This is a genomic window from Cyclobacterium qasimii M12-11B (genome assembly GCF_000427295.1).
GTDB classification, from domain to species: domain Bacteria; phylum Bacteroidota; class Bacteroidia; order Cytophagales; family Cyclobacteriaceae; genus Cyclobacterium; species Cyclobacterium qasimii.
In genome coordinates, this window is sequence record NZ_ATNM01000004.1 from 67,357 (window position 1) to 90,805 (window position 23,449).

Below are 23,449 nucleotides of genomic sequence, written 5' to 3' on the forward strand. Positions count from 1 at the left end.
TAACTGTTTTCCTAGCTATTTCAATGCAAAATAAAAAAGTCATTGTATATTTCCGGTAGAACAAACTGTCTCCTACCCAATCCGAAATACCATGCGCAGATCTTATGCACTCACCGGCCTTTTAAGTGTTCTAATCATAGCTGCTGGCTTCAATAGATTAGCCAAACCTCCTCAAACAGAAATCAGTAATGGAATAGTAACAGCAAAGCTCTACCTGCCTGACCATGAAAATGGCTATTACCGCGCTTCTCGCTTCGACTGGTCAGGAGTGATTTCAAGCCTTGAATACAAGGGGCACAACTATTTTGGACAATGGTTTGACAAATATGACCCAATGATAAATGATGCCATCATGGGGCCAGTGGAAGATTTTACCCCACTGGGCTACGATGAAGCAGCAGATGGAGGTGTGTTTGTTAAAATTGGGATAGGTGCACTAAAGAAAATCAAGGAAGAAAAATACCGGTTCTCCCATACTTATGATTTGGTAAATGGTGGGGAATGGAAGGTAAAGACGCATAAAAACCGGGTGGAGTTTAAACATGAACTAATAGATGCAGATGGATATGCCTATCAATATACCAAAGTTGTAGAACTGGTAAAAGGTAAACCCAACCTTGAAATCAGACACAAACTGAAAAATACCGGCAAAAAAGCAATCAAAACAAGCGTCTACAACCATAATTTCTTTGTGATCGATCAGGAACTTACGGGACCAAATATCAAAACCACCTTTCCTTATGACATTTACCTAGACAATAGTGGTGACAAAAAGGTAGTTAATTTTGATTCTTTAGGTGTTGTATCCGATAGAAGCATAAGCTTTAGCAGGTATTTTAAAAAGGGAGAAAATGTTTATACAAATGCGCTAATGGGTTTTAGAGATTTGCCCGAAGACTATCAGTTTTCAGTAATGAACACCAAGACTGGAGCCGGAGTAAAAATCAAAGGGGACAAAGCTTTGGAGAAAATTGTTTATTGGGCCAACACAAGAACTTACTGCGCTGAACCCTATATTAGACTTGAACTGGAGCCGGGAGAGTCCATACAATGGAAATTTGACTACAGTTTTTTCATTGCAGATAATTAATAATGGTTATAAAAACCATTATTTAAAGCTTTCACTATCCCCAAAGTAATAGAGCATTACTACTTTTGAGTACCTCAGATTCCACGGGGCACTTAGTATGGTCGGGATAAATATGGTAGCATAATACACCCAAAGTGGTGGATCATTGAACACCAAATAAGTCAGAAAACCAAAAACGACAAAAATGGCCACTCCTACCATATAGGTGAAAAACATAGATATCTGGTAAAAGCCAGGTTCAGGCATAAAACCATAGCCACATTCTTTACATTTTTTATTCAACTCATTGAAATTCCCTAAATCAGTAGCGGTGCTTCTAAACATGTCTCCTTCCTTACATACAGGGCATTTACAGTGAAGCATGGCTTTAAATTTAGAACCGCCATTTACTAATTGTCTACGCGCTTCTGAATCAAATACTTCCTGACTCGAATTTTTCATTTGGGTCTATTTTTAATAAATATATCGCTTCTTTTATTGGTAAAAGGACAACCCAATCATAGGCTTATCCTCCTTTTTCAATCTACTTTAATTAATTTGAAATCTGTTTTTTAAGTTCAATCAAAGCGCCATTATTTTAAAGAATTTCATCTTAGGTTTTATCTTTTTTATTACAAAATCCACATATATATTACCCAAATGAATGGGATTAAAACATCAAATTCGGTTGAAAAAAAAACCCCATATTATTGCAGAATTGAACCCAAGGATGGTGATCGGGAAAATGTCGGAATGGTTGCTTTATTTGCAAACATTCCGACAGAATCACGACCTATCTTTACTCAGTACAGATTTTTTTTTATGTCATAGCATCCTGGTTAAAAAACAATGACTCTCTTGGTTTTAAGAAGTCCTTTATTGTTTCTTATTTGTAAATAATAAGTTCCAGCACCAAAAGAATATTGTGATAAATCAAAATCCAGATGATAAGCTCCTTTTTCTAGGTTAAGCTGACCTAATTGGGTAGTGTTCCCCAATGCATTCACCAGCACAAACTCCCAATGACCAGGTTCATCAGCAACAAATTCTACGCGAACCTTATCATTTGTTGGATTAGGATATAATTTAACCTCTTTACCTAAGGTTTCTGGAAGCTTGGTGGCTTCATCCTCAAGTTCTGCTTTGGGTTTGGTATCCATGGAAAGAATTCTGGCTCCATCAGTAGACTGTTTGTATACCACGATTCCCGATACCTTAGGATTGTCCTTTACTTTAGAAAAATTCACGTTTAAGACACCATCGGTCACACTTATGTCCTTTCCAATATAGACTTCGGACCTATGAGATGCCCCTAATTCATGTACTAGATCAAGATTTTCCAAGGTATATTGTCCATTTTCGACCTCAACATTGAAGATACGGTTTCCTTCATTTCCCCAATGAATTTCAGCGAAATGCAATTCAACTGTATAAATGTCAGCTGTTGGAACAGGAATATCATAGCTAAACTCCCCGTATCTTTCCGTGTAAAATAGCTCGTCATTATCGGAATTGGTTATCTCTTTGGAGTCATTTAAATAGGTCCTACCACCTGAATAATATTCGTCAGCCTGCCAGGTTTCTTCTCCAAGTTGCAAAGCCCCCCCACCAGAATTAATCCGCTTAATAAAACCAGAATAAGGAATGGAAGAGCTCTTGTACATTACAATTCCTGAAATCTTGCCATTGTCTTTGGTTTTGGATATATCTATGTCCAAAACACCATCTGTTACTTGAATATTTTCGGACAATATAACATTCGCTTTTCTCGATCCATTATAGTCCTTATAAAGGTCAATATCCTTCAATTCAAACTGACCATTTTCTACGGTAATATCAAATATTCTGGAACCTGGTGATTCCCAATAAATTTCAGCTAGATGGAATTCTACGGTGTAAAGCCCATCTTCTGGGGCAGGTAGCTGGTAAGAAAAGTCTCCAAATCTTTCAGACTGGTAAAGCGCATCCCTATGTGTATTTTTTATCTCTCCGGATTTAATGTTATAGCTATTTCCTCCAGTAAAATACTGATCTTATAGCCACTGTTCATTCCCAAAATCTAATGCTTCTCCCCCGGAGTTAATTCTTAACTTCTCCGGCTCGGTAGAAACATCATGCTTGTAAACAGCTATTCCGGAAATCTTCGCATTATCTTTGGTCGTAATAAATTCAATAGACAAATGTCCGTCTAGAACTTTAATGTCCTCCATCTTAAGTTCATTTGCGGTATTTGCTCCACCATGATCCTTGAATAAATCAATCACTGAGCCCGGCTCTCCTCCTTCAATGGCCACTTGAAACAATCTTGCACCAGGTTTTTGCCAATGAATTTCAGCAAAATGCAGTACTACCGTGTACAAACCTTGATCAGTAACCGGTATTTCATAACTAAAGTCCCCATTTCTTTCAGTTTGGTACAGTGCATCATTTTCGGTATTTTCAATAGGATTTATTTTGAAGTAAACCCTGCCTCCTGTATAATATTGATCTGCCTGCCATTGTTCTCCATCCAAATCAATCGCCTCTCCTCCGGCGTTAATTCGGACAACTTCTTTCAATTCATCAAACGTTGCTATAGAATTTATCAGCCTTGCTATATAGTTTGTCTTTGTTCCATTGTAATAAACAAATTCCCCTCCTACTAAAATATTTCCATCAGGAAGTACTGCTATGGCTTGTAAATCCCCAGCTGAAATCACTGTATGAAACCTTGGATCAATTGAGCCATCAGCGTTTAAACGAAGTAAAGTTTTCTCATTATCACTATCATCGGTTTTTATCAATATTCCTCCGTCTGTAAGAGCCATTATGGAATGGACTGACTGACTTTCTATTTCAGCGTTAAATGAAGAATCAATTGTGCCATCAGGATTAAAACGCACAAGCCTTGGATCCAACACGCTGGCGCTTGCACCGCCTCCTGCAAGGATTTTACCATCCGATTGCACAGCAATTGATGTCCAATTGATATTTAAATCAGAACCAATATTAAAGGAGAGATCTTTTGAACCATCAGCATTCAACCGAACAAGACTTCCTGCTGGATTTCCATCTGATCCGGCACCAACGAGAATCTTCCCATCTTTAAGAGCGTATATTGTTAAAATACGGGTATCTGAATCAATTCCTAAATCAAAGGAATTGTCCCTCGTTCCATCCTGATTTAACCGGATAATTTCATTGACGTTCTTTCCAAAAGATCTAAATTGCCCTGCTACCAAAATTTTACCATCTTCCTGTAAGGCAACGTCAACAATATAAAAATTGGATTCAAATTCAAGATTCGAATTAAAGTCTTGATCCAATTTTCCATCTGATCTTAATCTAAAAAGCTGATTGACTTGGGTTCCATTAAAACTTTTTATATTTCCATTAACTAAAATATCACCATCTTGCTGCTCATGTATTTCAGTGATAAAATCATCCTGATTGTCCAATCCTGAACCTGCATTAAAGCTATGATCAAAAGTCCCATTCGTATTTATGCGTACAATATTATAACCTAACTGTCCATTATACCTATTAAATGCACCACCCACTACAACCTTTCCATCCTTCTGAACGCCAAAAGCCTTGACTTCATCATCAAATTCGGGTTTTGGATTATAGCTTAGATCAACAGATCCATCTAGGTTATAGCGGATTATTTCACCTCTATACTCTCCAGCTATTAACTTCCCATCTGCTTGTAATGCAATGGCATTTCCTGGTAAAATTCTATAGGTATCAAATGAGAAATCTATCGTGCCATCGGCATTAAAAAGCCGTACTGACTGATTATAGAATTCTGATCCAAATATAGAAAAAATCTTGCCTTCAGGAGTTAATACTATTTTAGTAATTTGTCCTTCATACCCTTTTTCATAATCGTAAGTAGTGAAACTAGAATCCATAGATCCGTCCGGATTTAAACGAATAAGGTTGACCGCATGCTTCAAACTGGTGGAAAATGAACCAGCAAAAATAATCTTTCCATTCCCCAGTACTTTAATAGAATTCACCGTAAACCCATTTTCCTGGGGCCCATAATCCTCATCGATGAATTTTTCACCAAATGGACTTGGTAAAATGAATGATGGGTCATAGGAACCGTCAGTTTCTAATCGGAACACCTTATTTCCCGTATTTACCAATATTTTCCCATCTGCTTGAAGAGCAATGGATTTCACCTCTCTATTAATCGAGTCAGCAGCAATAAATGAAGTATCCTTTGAACCATCAGCATTTAACCGAATCATATAGGCTGCCGGCTCAGAATCATAGCTATTAAACCAACCCCAACCAATACCTTACCATCCGGTTGCAGTGCAGTCGCCAATACACTCTCATTGAAGCCAGAACCTATATTGAAAGTAGGATCTATTGTTCCATCTGAATTTATCCGGACAATTTTAGGAGAGAAATAACCATTGTAATGGCTAAACTCCCCAATGGCTAGAAATTTATCATTTGGCAGGGGTAATAGTGAAAAAACATTTGCTTGATTTGAACCATTTTCAAATCCTTCTTCCACTTTAAAAGAAAAATCTTTGGTTCCATCTTTGTACAATCTTGCTAGGCCTGGAGTAGCCTGTCCGTTAAAGGAAGTAAATCTTCCTGCAACTATTGTTTTATCGTTTGACAGGAGAAGAATATCCTGTATTGTATTATTAAATCCGGATCCACCGGACCTATCAAAATTAAAAAATGTAGTATCTAAACTACCCCATTCTTGAGAATAAGCAGGAATTACTACAATCAACCAAAAAACCACCGCCAATTGAAAGTCTGAAATATACCTTTTCATGATGTATGAATTTAAAAGAAGTAAAATAAGTATGTAAAATAAATATCACTGTTAATTTAAGATCTTATTTTGTTTTACAAATTAATGTCAGCACAATACATTATCCTGCTATCCTATTGCTATTTTCTTATCTATAAAACAATTAGTTTACAATCATAGTTCATCAGAAAACTACATCATCAGGCCACTGATAACAGCACTAAAAAGAAAAAATGATTTCAAAATAAATCCAACCTTAGCACCCTTGTATACATCAGATATAAAAGGATTAAAATCAAACATTAAAGAATATCTTATGTGAAAATAATTCTACTAATTCTCCATTAATTATGTAAAGTCAAAGGCTTATATCTTGTAATAAAACTTAAAATTCTTCAACATTTTTGTCAGGAAAGGCAGCATTATAAGTCTACTAATAAGAACTATCCATTTTAACATTTGATGAAGCAGTATTTACACCCATTATTAATTTTGGGCTTTTTGCTTAGTAGTAACCATTCAGCTCAATCTCAGCAAATTCTGTTTACAATAGAACGTAGCCTAAATAAGGATCAAATTGTATATTTTCTTCATTTGGACGAAAAAGGGCAAATTAAAGAGAAAGATCCAATTCAGATAAAATGGCTGGAAAATGAAAGAACGGGTGAATTGGTCCCTATAAACTGGATCAAGAAAAAATTTGGTTATGGTATTGATGTCCTCTCACATGAAAAGAACCAACTGACGTTCAAATTTGTCTCTTATGACAAGAAACAATTTCTGCTAAAAAAAGACAGCTTAGGCAACTATATGGTCTTTGCCAAGATAAATGAGCGTACGATGAAAATTCATCATATTTACCTTGAAATAGAGGGTGGTTCATTTTGGAAACCCAATATAACAGAAGTTTCCGTCACAGGATTTAATGAATTAGCGAATTCCAAGATAATAGAAAAGTTTAATCCTTGATTCCATTGCAATAAAGTATACCAAAACAATTTACCAATCCGCCGATTATTCCGGTGAAAGCATTCAATAACATTTATAAAGAAAACAAGTATATAAATTGAATCTTAAAGACAGTCTTTAACAAGAATGGTTTTGATTTTTAAACAAACAATTAATATTAACTAAGTTTTTAATGAAATAAAATCCTTCGGCCCCATAAACCATGCCTTTTATACTTCAAATCTAAAGTGCTATGGCCAGAACAAAAACCCAATCAACTAGCTAATAAAACGATATTGGCATATAATAACCCTTTCAAGGTATTGTTCTCAGGTATAAGTACACCTATAAAAATTGCTCGCTCTTCCTTCACCGGATAAGGCGTGCCGATTTGGTCTATCCAGTCAACATAACCTAAGGACACCTCTCAGAATCTTAATGACAATTTCAGAAAAGCCAAAGAACTAAACTAACTGTAGGGTTGACATTTAGGCTCAGATTTAAAAAATAAGAAAATGTAAAAATTTTGATGATTGTGTCAACATTTCTTTGAAATTAACAGCTATAAACCTAGGCGTTAGCTATTTGTAACCTTTACCACTCTTCTCATTCGGTGGTTACCATCAGCCCTAAAATTAAGAACAAGAATTGAATCGATTTTTATCCTTAAAATTGAGTAAATTTGTAAGAGAAAATTAATAATTCTACTTTTTTAAATGATAAGCAAATTTGGTTGCTTTTCGGTGTATTGTATTAACCTATTTGTTAAATAAAGTAACCCTCACATCCCATGCATGCTTTTTCACCCATTACGGATTCAAACACTGGGATTATTTTCATCCCAGATATAAGCGGGTTCACCCAATTCATCAAACAAACTGAAATCAGTCATAGTCAACACATTATCACTGAATTACTAGAATTAATCATTAAAGAAACGGGCGAAGAATTTTCCGTTTCAGAAATAGAAGGAGATGCCGTTCTCTTTTACAATACCAATTCATCACCTGATTTTGAAAAACTTACACAACTCTGTATAAGGATCTTCAAGAAATTTCATCAGCATCTTAAATATTATGCCAGGGATAGAATTTGCCAATGCGGTGCCTGTAACTCCACAGAAAAATTATCACTTAAGTTTATTTTACACTCAGGTACCATTACCCGGTATGAAGTAGGTGGCCACCAAAAACTTCTGGGAGAAGACGTAATTGTGGCCCACAGGTTTTTAAAAAACAATATCAAACAACCAGAATACATCCTTTTCAGTGAAAACTTCATAAAAGCATCAAAAATAGAGGCCACTCAATTGGAAACACTCAGCATGAATGAAGAGAAATTAGAAGGTTTGGGTAATACGATTTTTTATTACCAGCCTCTACGTTCTTACAAGGAGCATATCGAAGAACCGCCTCCAAGAAGTGCCATTGCATTCCCTCAAATAAAAACTGGCAGGATGGTAGAAATACTCGCCCAACCAAAAGAGCTACTGCTAATGCTGGCAGAACCCGATCATCGGATTAAATGGATGAAAAGTCTAAAAAGAATCACTTTAAGAGATCAAAAAATTAACCGGATTTTATCTTCGCATGAATGCTTGATTGGTGCCAATCAACTTGAAGTTTCAATAGAGGATGTGATTGCTAATGACCTGGGCATTAAACTTTTTGAAAGGGCTCGAATGAAGCGTCCTCAGATTGATTTTATCGTGCTTTACCATTTGGAAAAAGTGGACGGCAAAACAACACGAATAGGTATTGGAAATCATTTTTTCAAATCAAAAAATTGGGCGACGAACCTTTTTCTACTTCCAGTGCTATCGTTTATGTTTCGGTTTTTAAATCAAATCAACCTTCGAAGACTTAAGAAATACGCTGAAAAATAACCGCAATAATAGACAAACGAATATAACAATCTTTAAATTCTTCTATTACAAAGGCTCAAGACGTCACATTTGAATATAAAGTATTTTTTTTGTCAGGAAAAGTTAAAATCACCGTCTTATATGGTTAAAAGATTTAGCTATAAGTAAAAGCGGTATTCAACAAATGTGTACAGTATCCTATATCCCCCTGGCCGATGGCTATTTACTGACCTCGAGCAGGGATGAATTTATTAATAAAGAAACTCTTCCACCAATTAGTTACTCCCATTTTGGTAACAAGATCACCTATCCGAAGGATGTACGTTCTGGTGGAACTTGGATCGCTGGTTCCAATAATGAAACCGTTGTTTGTTTATTAAATGGAGCTTTTGAGAAGCACCAAAAAAAGCCAACACAGGTAACAAGCAGAGGGAAAATGGTAATTCAATCCTTAGAATACGATGACGTTGAAGTATTCATTGATAAATTCGATTTTAACCAAGTGGAACCTTTTACATTTTTGAAGATAAAGGATCGGTTGTTTTATGAACTAAGATGGAATGGGGAATCCACTTTTTTAAACAAACTAGACAAAGACAAACCGAAAATTTGGTCATCACCCACCCTATATACTCCAAAACAACGAATTGTAAGGGAAAAATGGTTTCTCGGATGGCTCATTACCAATTCCGAACATCCTGATTTTAATATAATGGGTTTTCATAACAAACAGCATGGTGATGACAAAACCTTCGATATTTTAATGAAAAGGCCTGATGGAATGCAAACGGTTAGCATCACCCAAATTCATAACTCCAGATTTGCTCCTTCGATGACCCATCTTGATTTAAAAACTAAAGAAACCTACGGACCTTCTTATTTCACAGTTTAACTCATTTCTAAGCTTAAAATCTTTAATTAAGGTGGAAACCATGCCTTTGTTGCTATTTTTTATAAAGAATAACACCAAGCTAAAAAAGGAAACGGGCTAAAATAAGCATGCAATTTAGTTTGGTGTTACCTGTAATTTATCAAATACACCAGTAAAAAAAAAGTGCAAGGCACATAATTGCGCCCTGCACTTAAACAATCCATCATCAACCTAATTTACTTGTCGTATTCACCTATAAAGGTGATTTCAATGGTTTTTGCGATATTGGAATCGGGTTTCCCTTTTTCAAAAGTAATACCATAATCAGCAAGAGTAATTTCAAAGGTGCTTTCTGCGGAGACTTTGCCACCACTTACAGTGATTGTTCCTTTTTCATCAACCTCTTTCGACTCCCCTTTGATCGTCATAGTACCCTTAACGGATGCCTCATAACTGCCGTCTTTTGCAAAATCCACCTCGTCAAAATTCGTGATTTTCCCAACAAATTTGGATTTTGGAAATGACTTGGTATCCAAGAAGTTTTTGCTATTGTAATGCTTTTGCATTAGGGCTTTTTCAAATTCAAAACTTTGCATGGGTACTGAAAACACGATATCTCCAGTTGAGGTATCAAGCGTACTAGTGGCTTTGTAATTATCAGCAGTAATGTCCTCCACAGGTGTAGAAGAGAAAAAGCTAATATGCGTTTTTTGGCTGATGAGCTTTTCTACAGGAGAAACAAAAGCAGCTGTGGCAAGCATAATAATTGGGAGGGCTAAAACAATTGATCTAATTTTCATAATTTTTAAATTTGTGTTGATTAATTATATACTTGTGACCAAGTCACATTTTTCCATGATTACATTCTCATACATTTCCAGGTCAGCATCATAATTGGCTCCGGAGCGGATGACTCCTTTTACTTTTATTTTTTGACCAACTTTTATTAACTGACTTAAATCTTCTTGACCAGGTAAAAAAGTACAACTTACACCAGCCACTTCACCTTGGGCTTTAAGTAGAATAACCGTCTGTTCGTTAAAATCCTTACTAATTTTCGACACTTCTCCCTCTACCTCAAGGATCTTAGACTCTCCGGATTCATCAAGGTATTTGTCATACGCCGTTTCACCATTGCTTAGAAATTCATCCACCAATTCCTTTGAAGAAATACCAAAATCGGTTTGAGTAGATTGAACATCCCTATGTGGCATGTTTAAAAGATAAGTTACTATCCCGACACCAATGACTGCTGATACCGCAAGGACAATGAGTAAAGGCTTAAGCCATTTGTATTTTTTCATGGTTATTGATTTTGATTTCGCTTGATTAGTCGTAGCCCCCTATCTTTCCTGACCGAATTGAGCGGTTTATTTGAAAAAAAAAGTGAAATACCTCAAAAAAGGCAATAAATCCAACAATTAGGTTCTTTATGCCCCATCGCTGGATTCTAGCATATCAGGTAAGGATTTGAGGATGACAATTAATGAGATTTCACCTCCATAGGTATTTGATTAACATTAAATTACATCATTAAAAAGAGCGATTGAATTACATATAAAGTATAGTACAGCTATTATCGTTAATGAATAAAATCACCGCATTGAAAAGTAGTATTGACAGGTATTATTAAACCCATATTTTTTCAAGTCATTTTTAAAAAGTAACCTGAGCTAGCAAATTTAACTTGATATTTTGTTAGCATTGTTGCAGTAAAAAATCAACAATGCTGCCAAAATTGTGTTGTTCTTATTGTTTTTACCAGGGAATTATACGCAAACTATTAAATCAAAAAATCCACGAGCGCTAACCCGTGGATTTTTCATTAATGCAATTACGTAATTAAAAAGACATTCATTTATAAGGGGATTTTCAACTGCCCCTAAGGCTTTGCTTAGTCCAACCTTTTGCCATTTTCATCCCAACCTGTTGCACAAAAATGGGAAGCATCCGGAGTGGTATATTTTACCTTTGCAAGTGCTGGTGTTTTTAGCTTTTTATGTCCTTGAATTCTCGATTCCAAAGAAAAATCCAATATACCACTGCTAAGCATGGTTCGCTCTACCGGATAAGGAGCTTCTCCTGTTTCAAACAAAATCTCAATATTTTTCACAAGACATCCAAAGTGATGGTGTGGTTTGCCTTGCAAACGCATCAATGTAGAGAATGGCTTTGGCGTATCTTCCAATTCAACTGCTATAGTAAAGTCCTGAACCAAACCTGTCAATAAGAAAGCTGCAACTTTCAGCCCGTCATTGTAATCTACTACAAAAACCGCTGGGGATTTCACCAATTCCTTCATATTACCCTCTACTTTGGTGAGACTATGGGAAATTGCTTCTTTGAACAACTTGTTGGCCCAGCTATTCTTTTCCAGGAATTGCCAGCAATCATCCCCTTCGAGGCATTGAACAGCTTTCACCCCTGTTTCTCCTCCTTTTCTACGCTCCACTACCGACTGAATGGAATCCAGCAGATGAAACCCATAAATATCCAAACCACTATAAGAGATGCCCACCGCATATTTCTGCGCTTCTCCATATGGCGTATCAATTGCAGGAATACGCCATGCTACAGGAACTGAGGAGCCTGCTAACATAGGGAAATCAAGTTCTTTAGAAATCTCCACCATACGTTTCGCCTGTCTCCAACTGTAAGAAAGATGCTTGTCATTGAAAACAGGTACAGACGTTTTAGTCTCTCTAAAAACATCCGTAATTTTCAAAAACATTTCAAATCGTGGATATTGCTTTTGCTCTTTGTCATTCATTCTATAAACTCCGTGCTCTCCTATAAGCAAAAACGGCATCTACCTCCAGTTTGTCACCGCCCAAAGTAAGGGCATCAGCAACAGTCCGAAAAATGGGAACACCATATTTCTTAGCCATGTCACGGCTCATATCCGTATCAGGAACCTGCTCAGTAAACATGGAAACGATTTTCGATCTTGGAAAAGGATCCATACCGTCTTGGTTGTATCCCTCAAGGTATTTGCCAACAATCACATCTGCATGTGAATTTGGTCTATATTCTGTTAGAATGGCCGCTATTCTTTTGGGCCTACCGGGAATAAAATCCCTCGAATTCCCTTTATTAGAAGTCTCCGCTTTCACTGGGGACATGGATAGTAATTGCCCAGGCAATAAGGGCGTAATGGCAAGATATCTAAGAAGTTCCCTACGTTTCATCTTATGTTTTTATGTTAAGTTAATGGTTATATTTAAGTCTGAGACCGGTTTCCCGGTTTTTTAACAACTTCTTTATGCTAGTTTTGATGGCAAAGACTAAATTTAATTTCCGAATCCCCCGAAAAACCAGGTTCAACAAAAAAGCATATCAAAGAAGTGTTTTTTTTTAATTCAATTCTGCAGTGAATAACTTAAAGGTTATTGAAATTTCAAGGTGCCAAAAAACTTAGGCAAATGAAAATTTGGTTTTGGGTTATCAACATATGACCAGGTCAGGAAGTTTGGGTTACTTGTCCTACTTCCTGTCTTGTAAAAGTTGGCTTTCCAAATTGTACCACTTTCAGGCTGGGTAACTTTCGAATGGTTCTTTAACATGGAGAGAGGTATCCGATACTCAATGGTCCAAGTCGTCGCCTCAGTAATTTCAGGGTCCACCACTTTAGGCAGAGAATGGGCAATTTCTATCTGATCAATGTCTTCCTTTCCTAATTTTGTGAATTTATCCCAGGGTTTTGCAACATAAAATATAAGCGGTGTACCACCAGCATTGATTTCCAGGTTAAAATAACTCAATGGCAAGTCGGTATCAGGTGAAAAGAAAAATTCAACACAGGAATCTCCAGAAACATTGCCATTATATTCCTGTACAACGGAACGAACATACCGGTCTTCCACTTTGAAAATACCATAGATGTTTTCATCATCATACATCAATTTGGCTTTGACCTTTGGAAGAAACTTAGGCTCAGTCCCCATATTGTAATCGAGGGTTACAGCTTCGATCTTTTTCCATTGTTTTTTATCCCAATCTGCATCTATCGGATTTGAGCGTTTAAGTTTTTTTACCAGGTATTGGGCTTCGTCTTTCGATTGTTCATATTTATTACTCACTTCTATCGTTTTATCCTCTCCTATCAGATTCATGATAAATGGCCAATATATAAGGAAAGACCATGTAAATAATTTCGTTCTCATAATTTTAATGTTTTTTCAATGATGGTAATAGACCTAAGGTTTTTTTAAGATCTGATTTAGCTATTGGGCTACTAAATTTATCGATTAACTCTTGGAAAAGCACCCATAAATCTCATTTCTACCTAGAAAATGAGTTTCAAATCTGCAATTCACGACTGAATATAAATAAAACTATAATAGGATGGCTATAAAATAACCATCCTATTAAAATTTTATTCTAGCGGTCAGAATCAACCTTCATTTGTATTAAAATAGCCAATGAATCAATGGGTGTTAATTTCCCACATCCCACCAAAGACGTGTACTGACTTTATCTCCTCCATCGCCTAGCAAGGATGTTGCTGCCTCTACAGCATTGCCGTTGGATGTTCTTTCTAAGTCAAGGAATACAATCCGACGGATCATTTCATCAGCTTCGATATCATCATTGTCAGAGTGAATAAGTGGATACATTTTAGGGTAGCCTGATCTTCTCATTTCAGCCCAACCTTCCATTCCATTAGGAAAGAGTGCCAACCACTTTTGTGTACCTACTTGCTCTCTTTGCTTCTCCAGATCAGAAGAAAACTTCACCGGAATATCTGTCAAAGGAGGCGTATTCCATCCATTTTCAGGTGCAGGAGCAATAGGCAAACTCGTTCCATTGATGTACTCGCTAATTACAGCATCATCCATAATGCCCCAAGTTCGAAGGGACATTTCAATGCCTTTATTATAAAGCTCTTCAGCTGTGCCGCCCATGTTCCAACCATTTAATGCCCCTTCTGCTCGAAGGAAATAAGCTTCTGCAGAATACATTACCGTCATCGGGTTTGTACTCTGATTTTCCGGATGGAACCTTGAGCTAAGATTTGAAGTGTAATCGTACGTATTAAAACCAAGCGTTTGTTCTGCAGGGATCATACCACTTCTGGCTCCTCTCCATTCTCCATCGGCTTTCGCTGGCTCGAAATAGATAGCAAGGCGCGGATCATTATAGCCCAACAAAAGGCTTTCCATATTCGCACTCATCCTAAATTCGTTCCATGCACTAATACGATTCAAGCCATTAAAATTGGCAGAGGTAGGTGCCATAAATGCATCCTCGGTATAATTCTCCATCACTCCACCAGCTAAAGCAGCTTCCGCTTCAACTCGGGCCATTTCTGGCTCAACACCAGATATCCTTAAGGCTAGTCGCAAACGCAAAGTGTTACCGAATTTCAACCATTTTTCATTGTCTCCCTGATAAATAAGGTCTTTTTCCTGGTAGGAAACGATGTCCAAATTATTTTTCAGATCTGTTGTTGCCTCTTCTAATTCTTTAAAGAAATCATAATAAATGTCCTTTTGAGAATCATATGCGATTTCTAGGCCATCAGAGCCAATCTCAGAATAAGGAATAGGGCCAAAATAATCTGTTGTCCTGTTCATTATAAAAACTCTCCATATACGTGCAATTGCATTCAATGTCGGAAGGTCTCCACCATTTGTCTCATTGACAATGGTAAATAAAGAAGGTAAAGTAGACACATACGTTCCCGTCCAAAAACTCCTCATCCAGGATTGATTGATAACATATCTGTGTGAAGCAAAGGCTGGCTGTGTACCTGCAAAGAACTGTGCATAGGTATCTGCTGTCAAATTTTGACCAGTCTGATAACTACCTTGGTTCCAACCTCTATACAAGGCATTTGGAAACAATGATTTCACATCCTCAGGACTGAGGGTTTCAAGCCCTGTAGGACTTGTATTTCTTGCTTCAAAATTTTCCGTACATGCCCCTAATAAGCCAGAAAACAGTAGTAACCCTACGGCTAACTTTTTTGGAATGAAGTTTTTATAGTTCATTTTTCGTAATTTTTTAATGGAAGTTTTCATAAGTGTTGGTATTTAAAATGTCAACTTTAAATTCAACCCCATGCTTCGTGTGGTCGGTAAAGAATTGTATTCAGTACCTCCTGCATTTCCGGTTCCCAAAAGTAATTCAGGATCAAAAGGTGCATCTTTGTATAAAAACATAAATTCCTTCCGGTAAATGATAGGCTAGCCTTTTCAATGAATTTTGTCTTGCTAACTAGTGCACTGGAGAAATTATAACTTAATACAACTTCTCTTAAACGAAGATTGCTTGCTGAGTAAGCATAGAATTCTCCCGCAGGATATCTTTCCCCTATGCTACCAAAATAGCTTTGAGAGGTAATGCTTTGGGTATTCTTCTCTCCGTTTAAAGTGTAGGCATCCAGAATGATTCCATCTTCACGACCCCACAAAGAAGCTTCAGAATGTCCATCCGCATCCAATAATGCCTGGGTTCCTCCTATAACAGTTCCTCCATTTCTATAATCAAGTAAAAATCCCAAAGAAAGGTTTTTATAACTGATCTTGTTATTGAACCCTAAATTGTAATTAGGGTTGAAATTCCCAACTGGCACTGATTTACCACCAGTAAGCATTGGGCTACCTGAATCATTTACCAAAGGTCTACCCAAATCATCTCTTTGCCATCCAACTGCATACATATCTCCATAACTGCCTCCTACTTGAGCCAGTACCAAAACCTGACGGTCATCGGTAAGTACAGCCGAAGTAATTTCATCCGTCAGACGAATGATTTTATTGTTGTTCTTGGAGAAATTAAACATTGCATCCCAAACAAAATCCTTTGTTTCTACAGGTACAATGTCCATGGATATCTCAACACCATTGTTGTTGATCAAACCGGCATTGATGTATTGGCTACTGAATAGCGAAGCTGCTGGTGTAGCAATTGTAATGAGTTGATTTTTCGTGTCCGTATAATAGTACGTAAAGTCAAAACCTAAACGAGCATCAAAGAACCTCCATTCAGCACCCAATTCAAATGCAGAAGTCATTTCAGGTTTATAGGTAGGTAGAGAACGTACCGTTGGCGTTCCAATCAATCCTCCTCTAGCAACTGAATAATAATTCCTGTCTCTATAAGCGGCACCACCTGAACCTGAATAGGCCAGTGAAGCACGAACTTTACCGTAAGAAACCCATTTTGGCATGGATAGCATTTCGGTTACAATTCCAGTCAAACCTACCGAAGGATAGAAATAAGATTGGTTGTCTTTAGGGAGTGCTGAGGACCAATCATTACGACCGGTTGCTTCCAAGAACAAGTAATCATTATAGGAAAGTGTGGCGGTACCAAACAATGACTGGACCTGTGGACTTTCATAAAATGAATTTGAAGTCAAAGGTGCTTTTGCATTGCTTAGGAAAAAGTAATTTTGCTTGTAAAGGCCATTAGACTCTATAAACAATGAAGATGAACTTCCTTGTTGAACGGCTCCACCTAAGATTACAGATAAATCCAGTTTTTCAGATAGCCCTTTATTAATGGACAATAAAGCATCCACATTAGAGTTTTGTCGGGTATAATCACCTACATCATATATTGAACCTAAACCATAAGTAGTATAAGTATCGTTGTAAACTTTCCTTTCTGTCTTCTCCATGGTTTTGTCCAAACTACCACGGACCTGAAGATTCATCCAATCATTAAACTCATACTTAACTTGAAATAGCCCGATCAAACGGTCTTTTTTCTCATTAAATAAATCTCTGTTTAGATTCCAATAAGGATTCGACAAAATTGAAGATCCTGGCTTCCAGTAATTTTGTTTTTCTATACCCGCTTCGTCTATATAAGCATATTCCTGCATAGCACTCAATGGTATGGAGGTTGGAGACCGATAGATAGAAGAAACTGGATAGCCACGCTCTCCAGTATATGGCTTGTTGTCCACTTCTTCCTGAATATAGGTCAACTTGGTTGTGAAAGAGAGTTTAGAAGAAATTTTATTGTCTATTTTCAAGTCAAAATTATGTCTGGTAAGGTCATGATTTCTCAAAACACCTTGTGCGTTGGCATTGCCATAGGAGAAATAGGTAAGCATTTTCTCACTACCACCACTGGCACTAATCGAGTTCATTATTGTGGTTCCAGTCCTAAAGAAATCTGAAACGTTATCTGGCTGTCCGGTTAAAGGAACAGTATCGCCATTCCAAAGGGTTACATCCTGCCCTTCTGCCTTAGGACCATAACTGTGCTCAGAACTAGGCGAGTAAACGCCGCCATCTCCTTGTCCATATTCATATTGTCTTTTTGGAAGGGCAAAAGCTTGATCCATGGTAATTCCACCATTGTAATCCACGGTAATCTTACCCTCTTTACCACTCTTGGTAGTAATGATGATCGCGCCATTCTGTCCTGCACTACCATAAACGGCTGCAGCAGAAGCACCTTTCAAAACAGTCATGCTTTCGACGTTATCTGGGTTGATCATTCCGATTCCCCCTCCGCCGTCTCTTCCACCAAAACTTCCTCCGCCAGATTCCCTTGTACTATTGTTCAAAGGCACTCCATCAATTACGTATAAAGGTTGATTATTTCCTGTAATGGAACGGCTTCCACGAAGAAGAACCTTCGAATTTCCTCCTGGACCAGTTGCACTACGGGTTATGGTAACACCAGCAACTTTTCCTTGCAGGGAATTAATAACATTGGTTTCTCTTGCTTCATCCAAACTGGAACCATCAACAACTTGTGCTGAATACGTTAAAGACTTCGCCTCTCGTTTAATTCCCATGGCTGTAACAACCACTTCAGAAAGGTCTCCCCCTACATCTTCAAGCATCACGTCAATTACTGTTCTATCATTTACTACAATTTCCTGAGTTTCGTACCCGATAAAGGAAAAAACAATTATTGAAGCAGCATTTGGGACACTCAGGCTATATTCACCATCCAAATTAGTAACTGTGCCAATATTCGTTCCTTTAAGTAATACGTTTACCCCAGGAAGGGATTCTCCATCAGGCGCTGTAACTGTTCCGCTTACCGTTACCGCTATTTGATCAGCATTAATTGATTCGGTTCTATTAATGGAATTTGATGTTGTCTTTTCAGGGACCAACTTATCCAAATTTGCCCCATAAGGGACAGGGCTTTTTTCCTGCCTAGCTAGTTCTTGGGCCCAAGAACCATTTATTCCAAGCAGGAGGAATAATAAAGTACTGTAAATTTTAATCATCATTTAAATAATTTTAGTGGAATTAGGTTTAGTTAGTGGCTCTCCCCTATCTCTTAAGGATAAGTGAACCAAATAGATTACTTTTTTATCAAGGGGAGAGAAAATGTTATTTTACCTCAAAAAATCATTTATTTTTTCAAAAAAATTTAATCGGAGGACTATTAGCAATAATTAAATCATTTAAAACATTAAGAATTTTAAATGATCATAAAAAAAATTATTAGATTGATATTCTTTCTTTAATTAAGATTATTATTTTTATAATCAAAGCAAATAGAGACATAACATATTGGCAAGCAAGCAGCTATAATTCATGGGACAAAGACAAAATTCAATGGATGGATGCTTTTTCACCACCTTGTAACCTAATGAATTTTTCAAAAATTACCGCTGATTTCCGTTCCTTCACCATTCGAATGGGAATTAAAGTTTATTTCAAGATAGATAAGGAAGAGCTGCGTTATCTAAGTCAGGTAATTTTTGGCTTTAGAATCTTCCACTAGATAATGAATACCAATTCAGCAGCTAATTTTAAAACCCATAGTTAAATTTAATGCTTACTTAAAAGCAAGAAATTGACTATCTTGATGGGGCAAACAGTACAGGTTTTCCGCTTATTCAAAGACTTGTAAAATAATGTACCTACACCCAATTATTATTATAATTGCAAAATTTAGTATCATATCTGCTTAAATAAAAATTAATACCGGATAATTTTTGAATTTTAATAAAATAAACGGTATAATTGATGACTTTACTTTAAAAATTACCCCCTTTATATAAAGCTTTCCTTGGTATAAAGGATAAAAAAAATAGAATGAAAAAAACTATCATTTTAAGAATTGCTATCGTAATTCCCCTTGTTTTATTTGCTTTCAACAGCGTCTTCGCCCAGAAAAAGCCTGTAATAGGTGTGGCTGGAATTGCACACGAATCAAATTCTTTCAGTAGCCAACTTACTACATTGGATTTATTTGATTTTAAATTGGGAGAGACACAAAAAGAATTGTCCGAAAAGTTCTTTTCTTTTGCCAATTCCCAAACCATAAGTTCAGGCTATATTGAAGGGTCTAAGCGTTTTGGACTAGAACTTTACCCTACGGTAGTTACCAGAGCCAGGCCTATGGGACCTGTTACTGACAATGCTTTCGACACCATGATGGGCGAAATCATTAAGCAGTTGAAAGCTGGGCCAAAACTAGACGGCATATTGCTAAACCTTCATGGTGCAATGGTTGTGGAAAGTTACCCTAGTGGTGACGAGGAAATTGTAAGAAGGGTGCGAAAAGCCTTTGGGCCTAAAATGCCCATCATTGTAACCCATGATTTCCATGCCAATGTTACACCAGATATGGTTAAGTTATCAAATGTCCTGATCACATTTAAAGAAAACCCTCATCTTGATACTTTTGACCGTGGATTACAAGCGGCAAAGATCATGGCTGAAATGGTCAAAGAGGGAGTTAAGCCTACCCAAGCCATTGTAAAAGCACCAATGGTTTATAATATTGTATACCAAAGTACTTTTTCAAACCCATTACTTCCCATCACCACTGAAAGTAAAAAATTGGAGGAAAATGAAAAAGTACTGGCAGTAAGTGTTTCAGGAGGATATCAATATGCGGATGTGCCATGGATGGGCCCTTCTGTGATTGTTGTTACTGATAACGACCCAGAACTTGCACAAAAGGAAGCGCAAAGGCTTTCTGATATGCTGTGGGATTCCCGTGACAAAACAATCCTTGATAGCCCTCAGCCAGCAGAAGCTGTAAAAATGGCAATGGAACATGATGGCCGTCCAGTTGTCTTGATTGACATGGGAGATAATATTGGAGGTGGATCCACAGGTGACAGTTCCTTTTTATTGGAAGAATTAATCAAGCAGGGAGCTCAAGGTTGGGTAATGGTGATAGCTGATCCAGAAGCTTATGCCATAGCTGCGAATGCAGGTGTTGGAAATGATTTTGATTTTGAAGTAGGTGGAAAAACAGATGATATGCATGGAAAACCTGTTAGGGTTAAAGGCCAGGTTCGCTCGTTAAATGTTGGACGTTACCTTGAGACTGAGGTTCGCCATGGTGGTGGACGCTACTGGAATATGGGCCATACAGCAGTTATTCAGGTAGAAGGCTCCACTTTGGACGAACCAAACCTACTACTTTTGACTACTTTGGCATCCAGCCCAAACAGTGCACACCAACTTATCTCTAATGGCGTTTATGTTGAAAGACAAAAGATCATTGTAGCCAAAGGAAACATTGCTCCAAGAGCTGCTTATGAACCATTTGCTTCCTTATTGATTCAAGTTGACAGTCCGGGTTCTACCGCTGTTAATCCAACTTGGTTTAATTTCAAGCGTGCCCGTAAAGGAATGTTTGGCATGGGAGATTATTAATCGGATTTCATTATACGATTAATTTTTGATCGCCAACTGCAAACAATCCTAGACAGTTGAAGATTATATTTAACGCCCTCCTGGCTTAGCTAGGAGGGCGCCTTCATTTAGCAGGATGCTAATTCGATCCCCTACCGAAAAACAATAGGAAATCCTTTTTTCTGATGCTGAGTAAATCTTTATAGTACTTACCCTTGGGGTTTAACTCATTTGAACATAAGGCAAATTCCCAACATAAGCTAGTTATCAAATTTTACCTATTCAATGTCTTCGTATCAGGGTAGTTGACTGTTCAACCCCATTCAGGGTTGAGATAAAAGTTGCGTTGGATACCGTGGATTGACATCCACGGTTATTATTGGTCAGGCCCTTCAGGCCTGGGTTTTTATACTTGATAGCGACCATTTTTAAGCCTTGGGTTCATAAACAAGTGAACAAAGTATAAAGAGAAAGCAAGCCAATATCTCTATTTCTGGCCCAAAAGGCAGTAAATGTTTTTAACAGTTTTCTTTAATTTTAATGTGGTGTAGTCATAAATAAAATAGAGAACCATATCCGAGAAACCTAAAAAGCATCAACAGCCATAACCACGAGTGGAATCCGTGTAAAAGAAAAAGTAACGAAACGATTTTATTTGTATTGTTGTTTTTTTTTCTGCAACAATGCTGACAAAATCATAACCTCTAAACGTTATCAATAATTAGTTTTGCCACTATGAAATTCGTAAAATCAGGCTTTATTTTTCAATTTCCTTTAAGGGTTGAGGGTCATCAGTAAGACCTGCAGAATCATTTTCTCCCGTTGGGGCTGTTCGCCACCAGTTGGCGAGGAAAGAACCCGAAATGTCCATCCATGTACCAAAAATGGCTGGAAAAAGGCCTAAAGTAGCTGCTTTCCCCAATTCGGAAGCAATTCCCGCTGCCATGCCTCCATTCTGCATGCCCACTTCTATGGCAATCGTTCGGCTGTCTACTTTGTTCATCTTGAAGAGACGACAACCCCAATAGCCCAAAACATAGCCACTTGCATTGTGGATGATGGCTGCTAGTAAAAGTAAAAGCCCAATTTCCAAAAGACTGTCGCGACCCGCAGCCACAATTACCGCGATAATTACTACGTTGGCTGCCATGGCGATGTATGGCATGGCGATATTAAGCCATACTGCCCTATCTTTGAAAATCTTATTGAAAACCATCCCTGCAATTATGGGTACAAATATCATCTTGATTATGCTCACCATCATTTGGTAGGAATCAATGGGTATAAACTGACCTGCCAGCAACTTCATTAATAAGGGGGTTAAAAAAGGAGCCAAAATGGTAGTAAAAGCAGTTAAAGTAATGGACAAGGCGAGATTCCCTTTTGCTAGAAAGGTGATAATATTGGAGGATACACCACTAGGGGAAGAACCTATAAGCACTATACCTGCGGCAATCTCTGGTGGGAAATCCATTAAAATTGCCAGGCTTATTGCCAAAATAGGCATAATAGTGAACTGGGAAACCAAACCGACAATCACTCCTCTTGGCATTTTTAATACCCCTTGGAAATCCTTAATGCCCATAGTGGTTCCCATGCCAAACATGATAAGCTGTATCAATGGCACAATAAAACTATCTGTTTTGTAGCCAGCAACTTCTGTAATGTAACTTGGGAAAGTCATGCTTACCCCTACTGCTGCAATTACCCACACGGTAAACGAAAAACCCTTAAACCTATCATAACCTTGCATCCCTATCAGTAAAAATGCAAAGAAAGACAATACAAGTAGCGAAGCTCCTTCCTGGTAACCCATTAAAAGCAAAACAACAATTCCAATTAAAGATATTCCTGCTAAAGCTAGAGATGAGCTAAATATCGTTTGCTTTTTATTCATGATTCTTTTCGTAAATGCTTACTGATATATTTTATGATTGACCACAACACTATGGTCTTTCAATCGAGGTTAGGTGAATTTTCCTGATTTGCTAGGCAAAAGGCCTATCTGGTAAAGATAGAAGGGATTTCATTAAGTAGGGGCTATTCATTTAGCTTTTACCTCAAAAATCCTTTATTATTTTATGAAAAAGGATTTTTATCGTATTTTGACTTTAGTAAAATCTCTGCAAGTCTTTGCTATCGTTTTTCCCAATTTTAACTCTTCGCTATATGGAAATAAAAAGCCTGAGTAATGCACCTGGGAATTGCTTCATCAATCATGTCTTGGATTAACCATCATAGTATCAATTTCCACATCAAATTGTAGTTGATCATTTGTACTCACCTGCTCACCACTACACCCTACCAATACCAATACCAATAAGGTCAAAATAAACAGGGCATTTTTCGTGGA

At 37.4% G+C, this 23,449-nt stretch carries 18 protein-coding genes; 5 read left to right on the top strand and 13 right to left on the bottom strand.

The features are described 5' to 3' along the window. Positions 1-91: 91 nt before the first annotated feature. Positions 92-1,090 carry a hypothetical protein gene (locus ADICYQ_RS00635; protein WP_020891232.1) on the top strand — a complete coding sequence of 333 codons (999 nt, stop codon included), beginning with the start codon at positions 92-94 and terminating at the stop codon, positions 1,088-1,090. 18 nt (positions 1,091-1,108) lie between these two features. Here the strand turns inward: ADICYQ_RS00635 and ADICYQ_RS00640 are convergent, their stop codons facing one another. The 4 genes from ADICYQ_RS00640 to ADICYQ_RS00655 form a co-directional block, all read right to left on the bottom strand. Further along, positions 1,109-1,531, bottom strand: a complete 423-nt coding sequence (locus ADICYQ_RS00640) for a DUF983 domain-containing protein (RefSeq protein WP_051160073.1) — start codon at positions 1,529-1,531, stop codon at positions 1,109-1,111. Between the two features lie 377 nt (positions 1,532-1,908). Continuing rightward, positions 1,909-3,069, bottom strand: a complete 1,161-nt coding sequence (locus tag ADICYQ_RS00645) for a malectin domain-containing carbohydrate-binding protein (protein ID WP_262485353.1) — start codon at positions 3,067-3,069, stop codon at positions 1,909-1,911. Between the two features lie 33 nt (positions 3,070-3,102). Further along, complete coding sequence (locus tag ADICYQ_RS00650) at positions 3,103-5,355, bottom strand: malectin domain-containing carbohydrate-binding protein (protein ID WP_369073244.1); 2,253 nt, start codon at positions 5,353-5,355, stop codon at positions 3,103-3,105. Beyond that, positions 5,304-5,855, bottom strand: coding sequence for a delta-60 repeat domain-containing protein (locus ADICYQ_RS00655; RefSeq protein ID WP_020891236.1), 552 nt, complete (start codon positions 5,853-5,855; stop codon positions 5,304-5,306). Before ADICYQ_RS00655 ends, ADICYQ_RS00650 begins: the two co-directional genes overlap by 52 nt. Positions 5,856-6,296: 441 nt before the next feature. On the opposite strand from ADICYQ_RS00655, the gene ADICYQ_RS00660 reads away from it, so the two are divergent. Next, positions 6,297-6,803: a DUF4833 domain-containing protein gene (locus ADICYQ_RS00660; protein ID WP_020891237.1), complete on the top strand. Its 507-nt coding sequence runs from the start codon at positions 6,297-6,299 to the stop codon at positions 6,801-6,803. 253 nt (positions 6,804-7,056) lie between these two features. On the opposite strand, the gene ADICYQ_RS27285 is transcribed toward ADICYQ_RS00660, so the two are convergent. After that, positions 7,057-7,206, bottom strand: a complete 150-nt coding sequence (locus tag ADICYQ_RS27285; protein WP_020891238.1) for a hypothetical protein — start codon at positions 7,204-7,206, stop codon at positions 7,057-7,059. Between the two features lie 366 nt (positions 7,207-7,572). Between ADICYQ_RS27285 and ADICYQ_RS25590 the strand changes: the two genes are divergently transcribed. Both ADICYQ_RS25590 and ADICYQ_RS00670 read left to right on the top strand, forming a co-directional pair. Then, entirely contained in the window at positions 7,573-8,667 is a 1,095-nt protein-coding gene (locus tag ADICYQ_RS25590) for a DUF2652 domain-containing protein (RefSeq protein ID WP_020891239.1), read from the top strand. Between the two features lie 163 nt (positions 8,668-8,830). Next, complete coding sequence (locus tag ADICYQ_RS00670) at positions 8,831-9,538, top strand: NRDE family protein (RefSeq protein ID WP_020891240.1); 708 nt, start codon at positions 8,831-8,833, stop codon at positions 9,536-9,538. A 215-nt stretch (positions 9,539-9,753) separates the two neighbouring features. Here ADICYQ_RS00670 and ADICYQ_RS00675 read toward each other — a convergent pair whose 3' ends face one another. From ADICYQ_RS00675 to ADICYQ_RS00700, 7 genes are all read right to left on the bottom strand, one after another. Next, entirely contained in the window at positions 9,754-10,317 is a 564-nt protein-coding gene (locus ADICYQ_RS00675) for a YceI family protein (RefSeq protein ID WP_040413697.1), read from the bottom strand. 24 nt (positions 10,318-10,341) lie between these two features. Beyond that, complete coding sequence (locus tag ADICYQ_RS00680; RefSeq protein WP_020891243.1) at positions 10,342-10,821, bottom strand: OB-fold protein; 480 nt, start codon at positions 10,819-10,821, stop codon at positions 10,342-10,344. 590 nt (positions 10,822-11,411) lie between these two features. Then, entirely contained in the window at positions 11,412-12,326 is a 915-nt protein-coding gene (locus ADICYQ_RS00685; RefSeq protein ID WP_161625560.1) for a hypothetical protein, read from the bottom strand. Continuing rightward, positions 12,289-12,705: a hypothetical protein gene (locus ADICYQ_RS25595; RefSeq protein ID WP_051160074.1), complete on the bottom strand. Its 417-nt coding sequence runs from the start codon at positions 12,703-12,705 to the stop codon at positions 12,289-12,291. The genes ADICYQ_RS00685 and ADICYQ_RS25595 overlap by 38 nt, the downstream gene beginning before the upstream one ends. Before the next feature lie 198 nt (positions 12,706-12,903). Next, complete coding sequence (locus tag ADICYQ_RS00690; protein WP_040413699.1) at positions 12,904-13,680, bottom strand: carbohydrate-binding family 9-like protein; 777 nt, start codon at positions 13,678-13,680, stop codon at positions 12,904-12,906. A 273-nt stretch (positions 13,681-13,953) separates the two neighbouring features. Continuing rightward, positions 13,954-15,540 (bottom strand): SusD/RagB family nutrient-binding outer membrane lipoprotein, encoded by a 1,587-nt coding sequence (locus ADICYQ_RS00695; RefSeq protein ID WP_020891247.1) that lies wholly within the window; start codon positions 15,538-15,540, stop codon positions 13,954-13,956. A 32-nt stretch (positions 15,541-15,572) separates the two neighbouring features. Further along, positions 15,573-18,725, bottom strand: coding sequence for a SusC/RagA family TonB-linked outer membrane protein (locus ADICYQ_RS00700; RefSeq protein WP_081652263.1), 3,153 nt, complete (start codon positions 18,723-18,725; stop codon positions 15,573-15,575). A gap of 814 nt (positions 18,726-19,539) precedes the next feature. On the opposite strand from ADICYQ_RS00700, the gene ADICYQ_RS00705 reads away from it, so the two are divergent. Beyond that, positions 19,540-21,117 (top strand): M81 family metallopeptidase, encoded by a 1,578-nt coding sequence (locus ADICYQ_RS00705; RefSeq protein ID WP_020891250.1) that lies wholly within the window; start codon positions 19,540-19,542, stop codon positions 21,115-21,117. A gap of 736 nt (positions 21,118-21,853) precedes the next feature. On the opposite strand, the gene ADICYQ_RS00710 is transcribed toward ADICYQ_RS00705, so the two are convergent. Further along, a complete protein-coding gene (locus ADICYQ_RS00710; protein ID WP_020891251.1) occupies positions 21,854-22,993 on the bottom strand; it encodes a bile acid:sodium symporter family protein in 1,140 nt (379 codons plus the stop codon). Between the last annotated feature and the right edge of the window lie 456 nt (positions 22,994-23,449).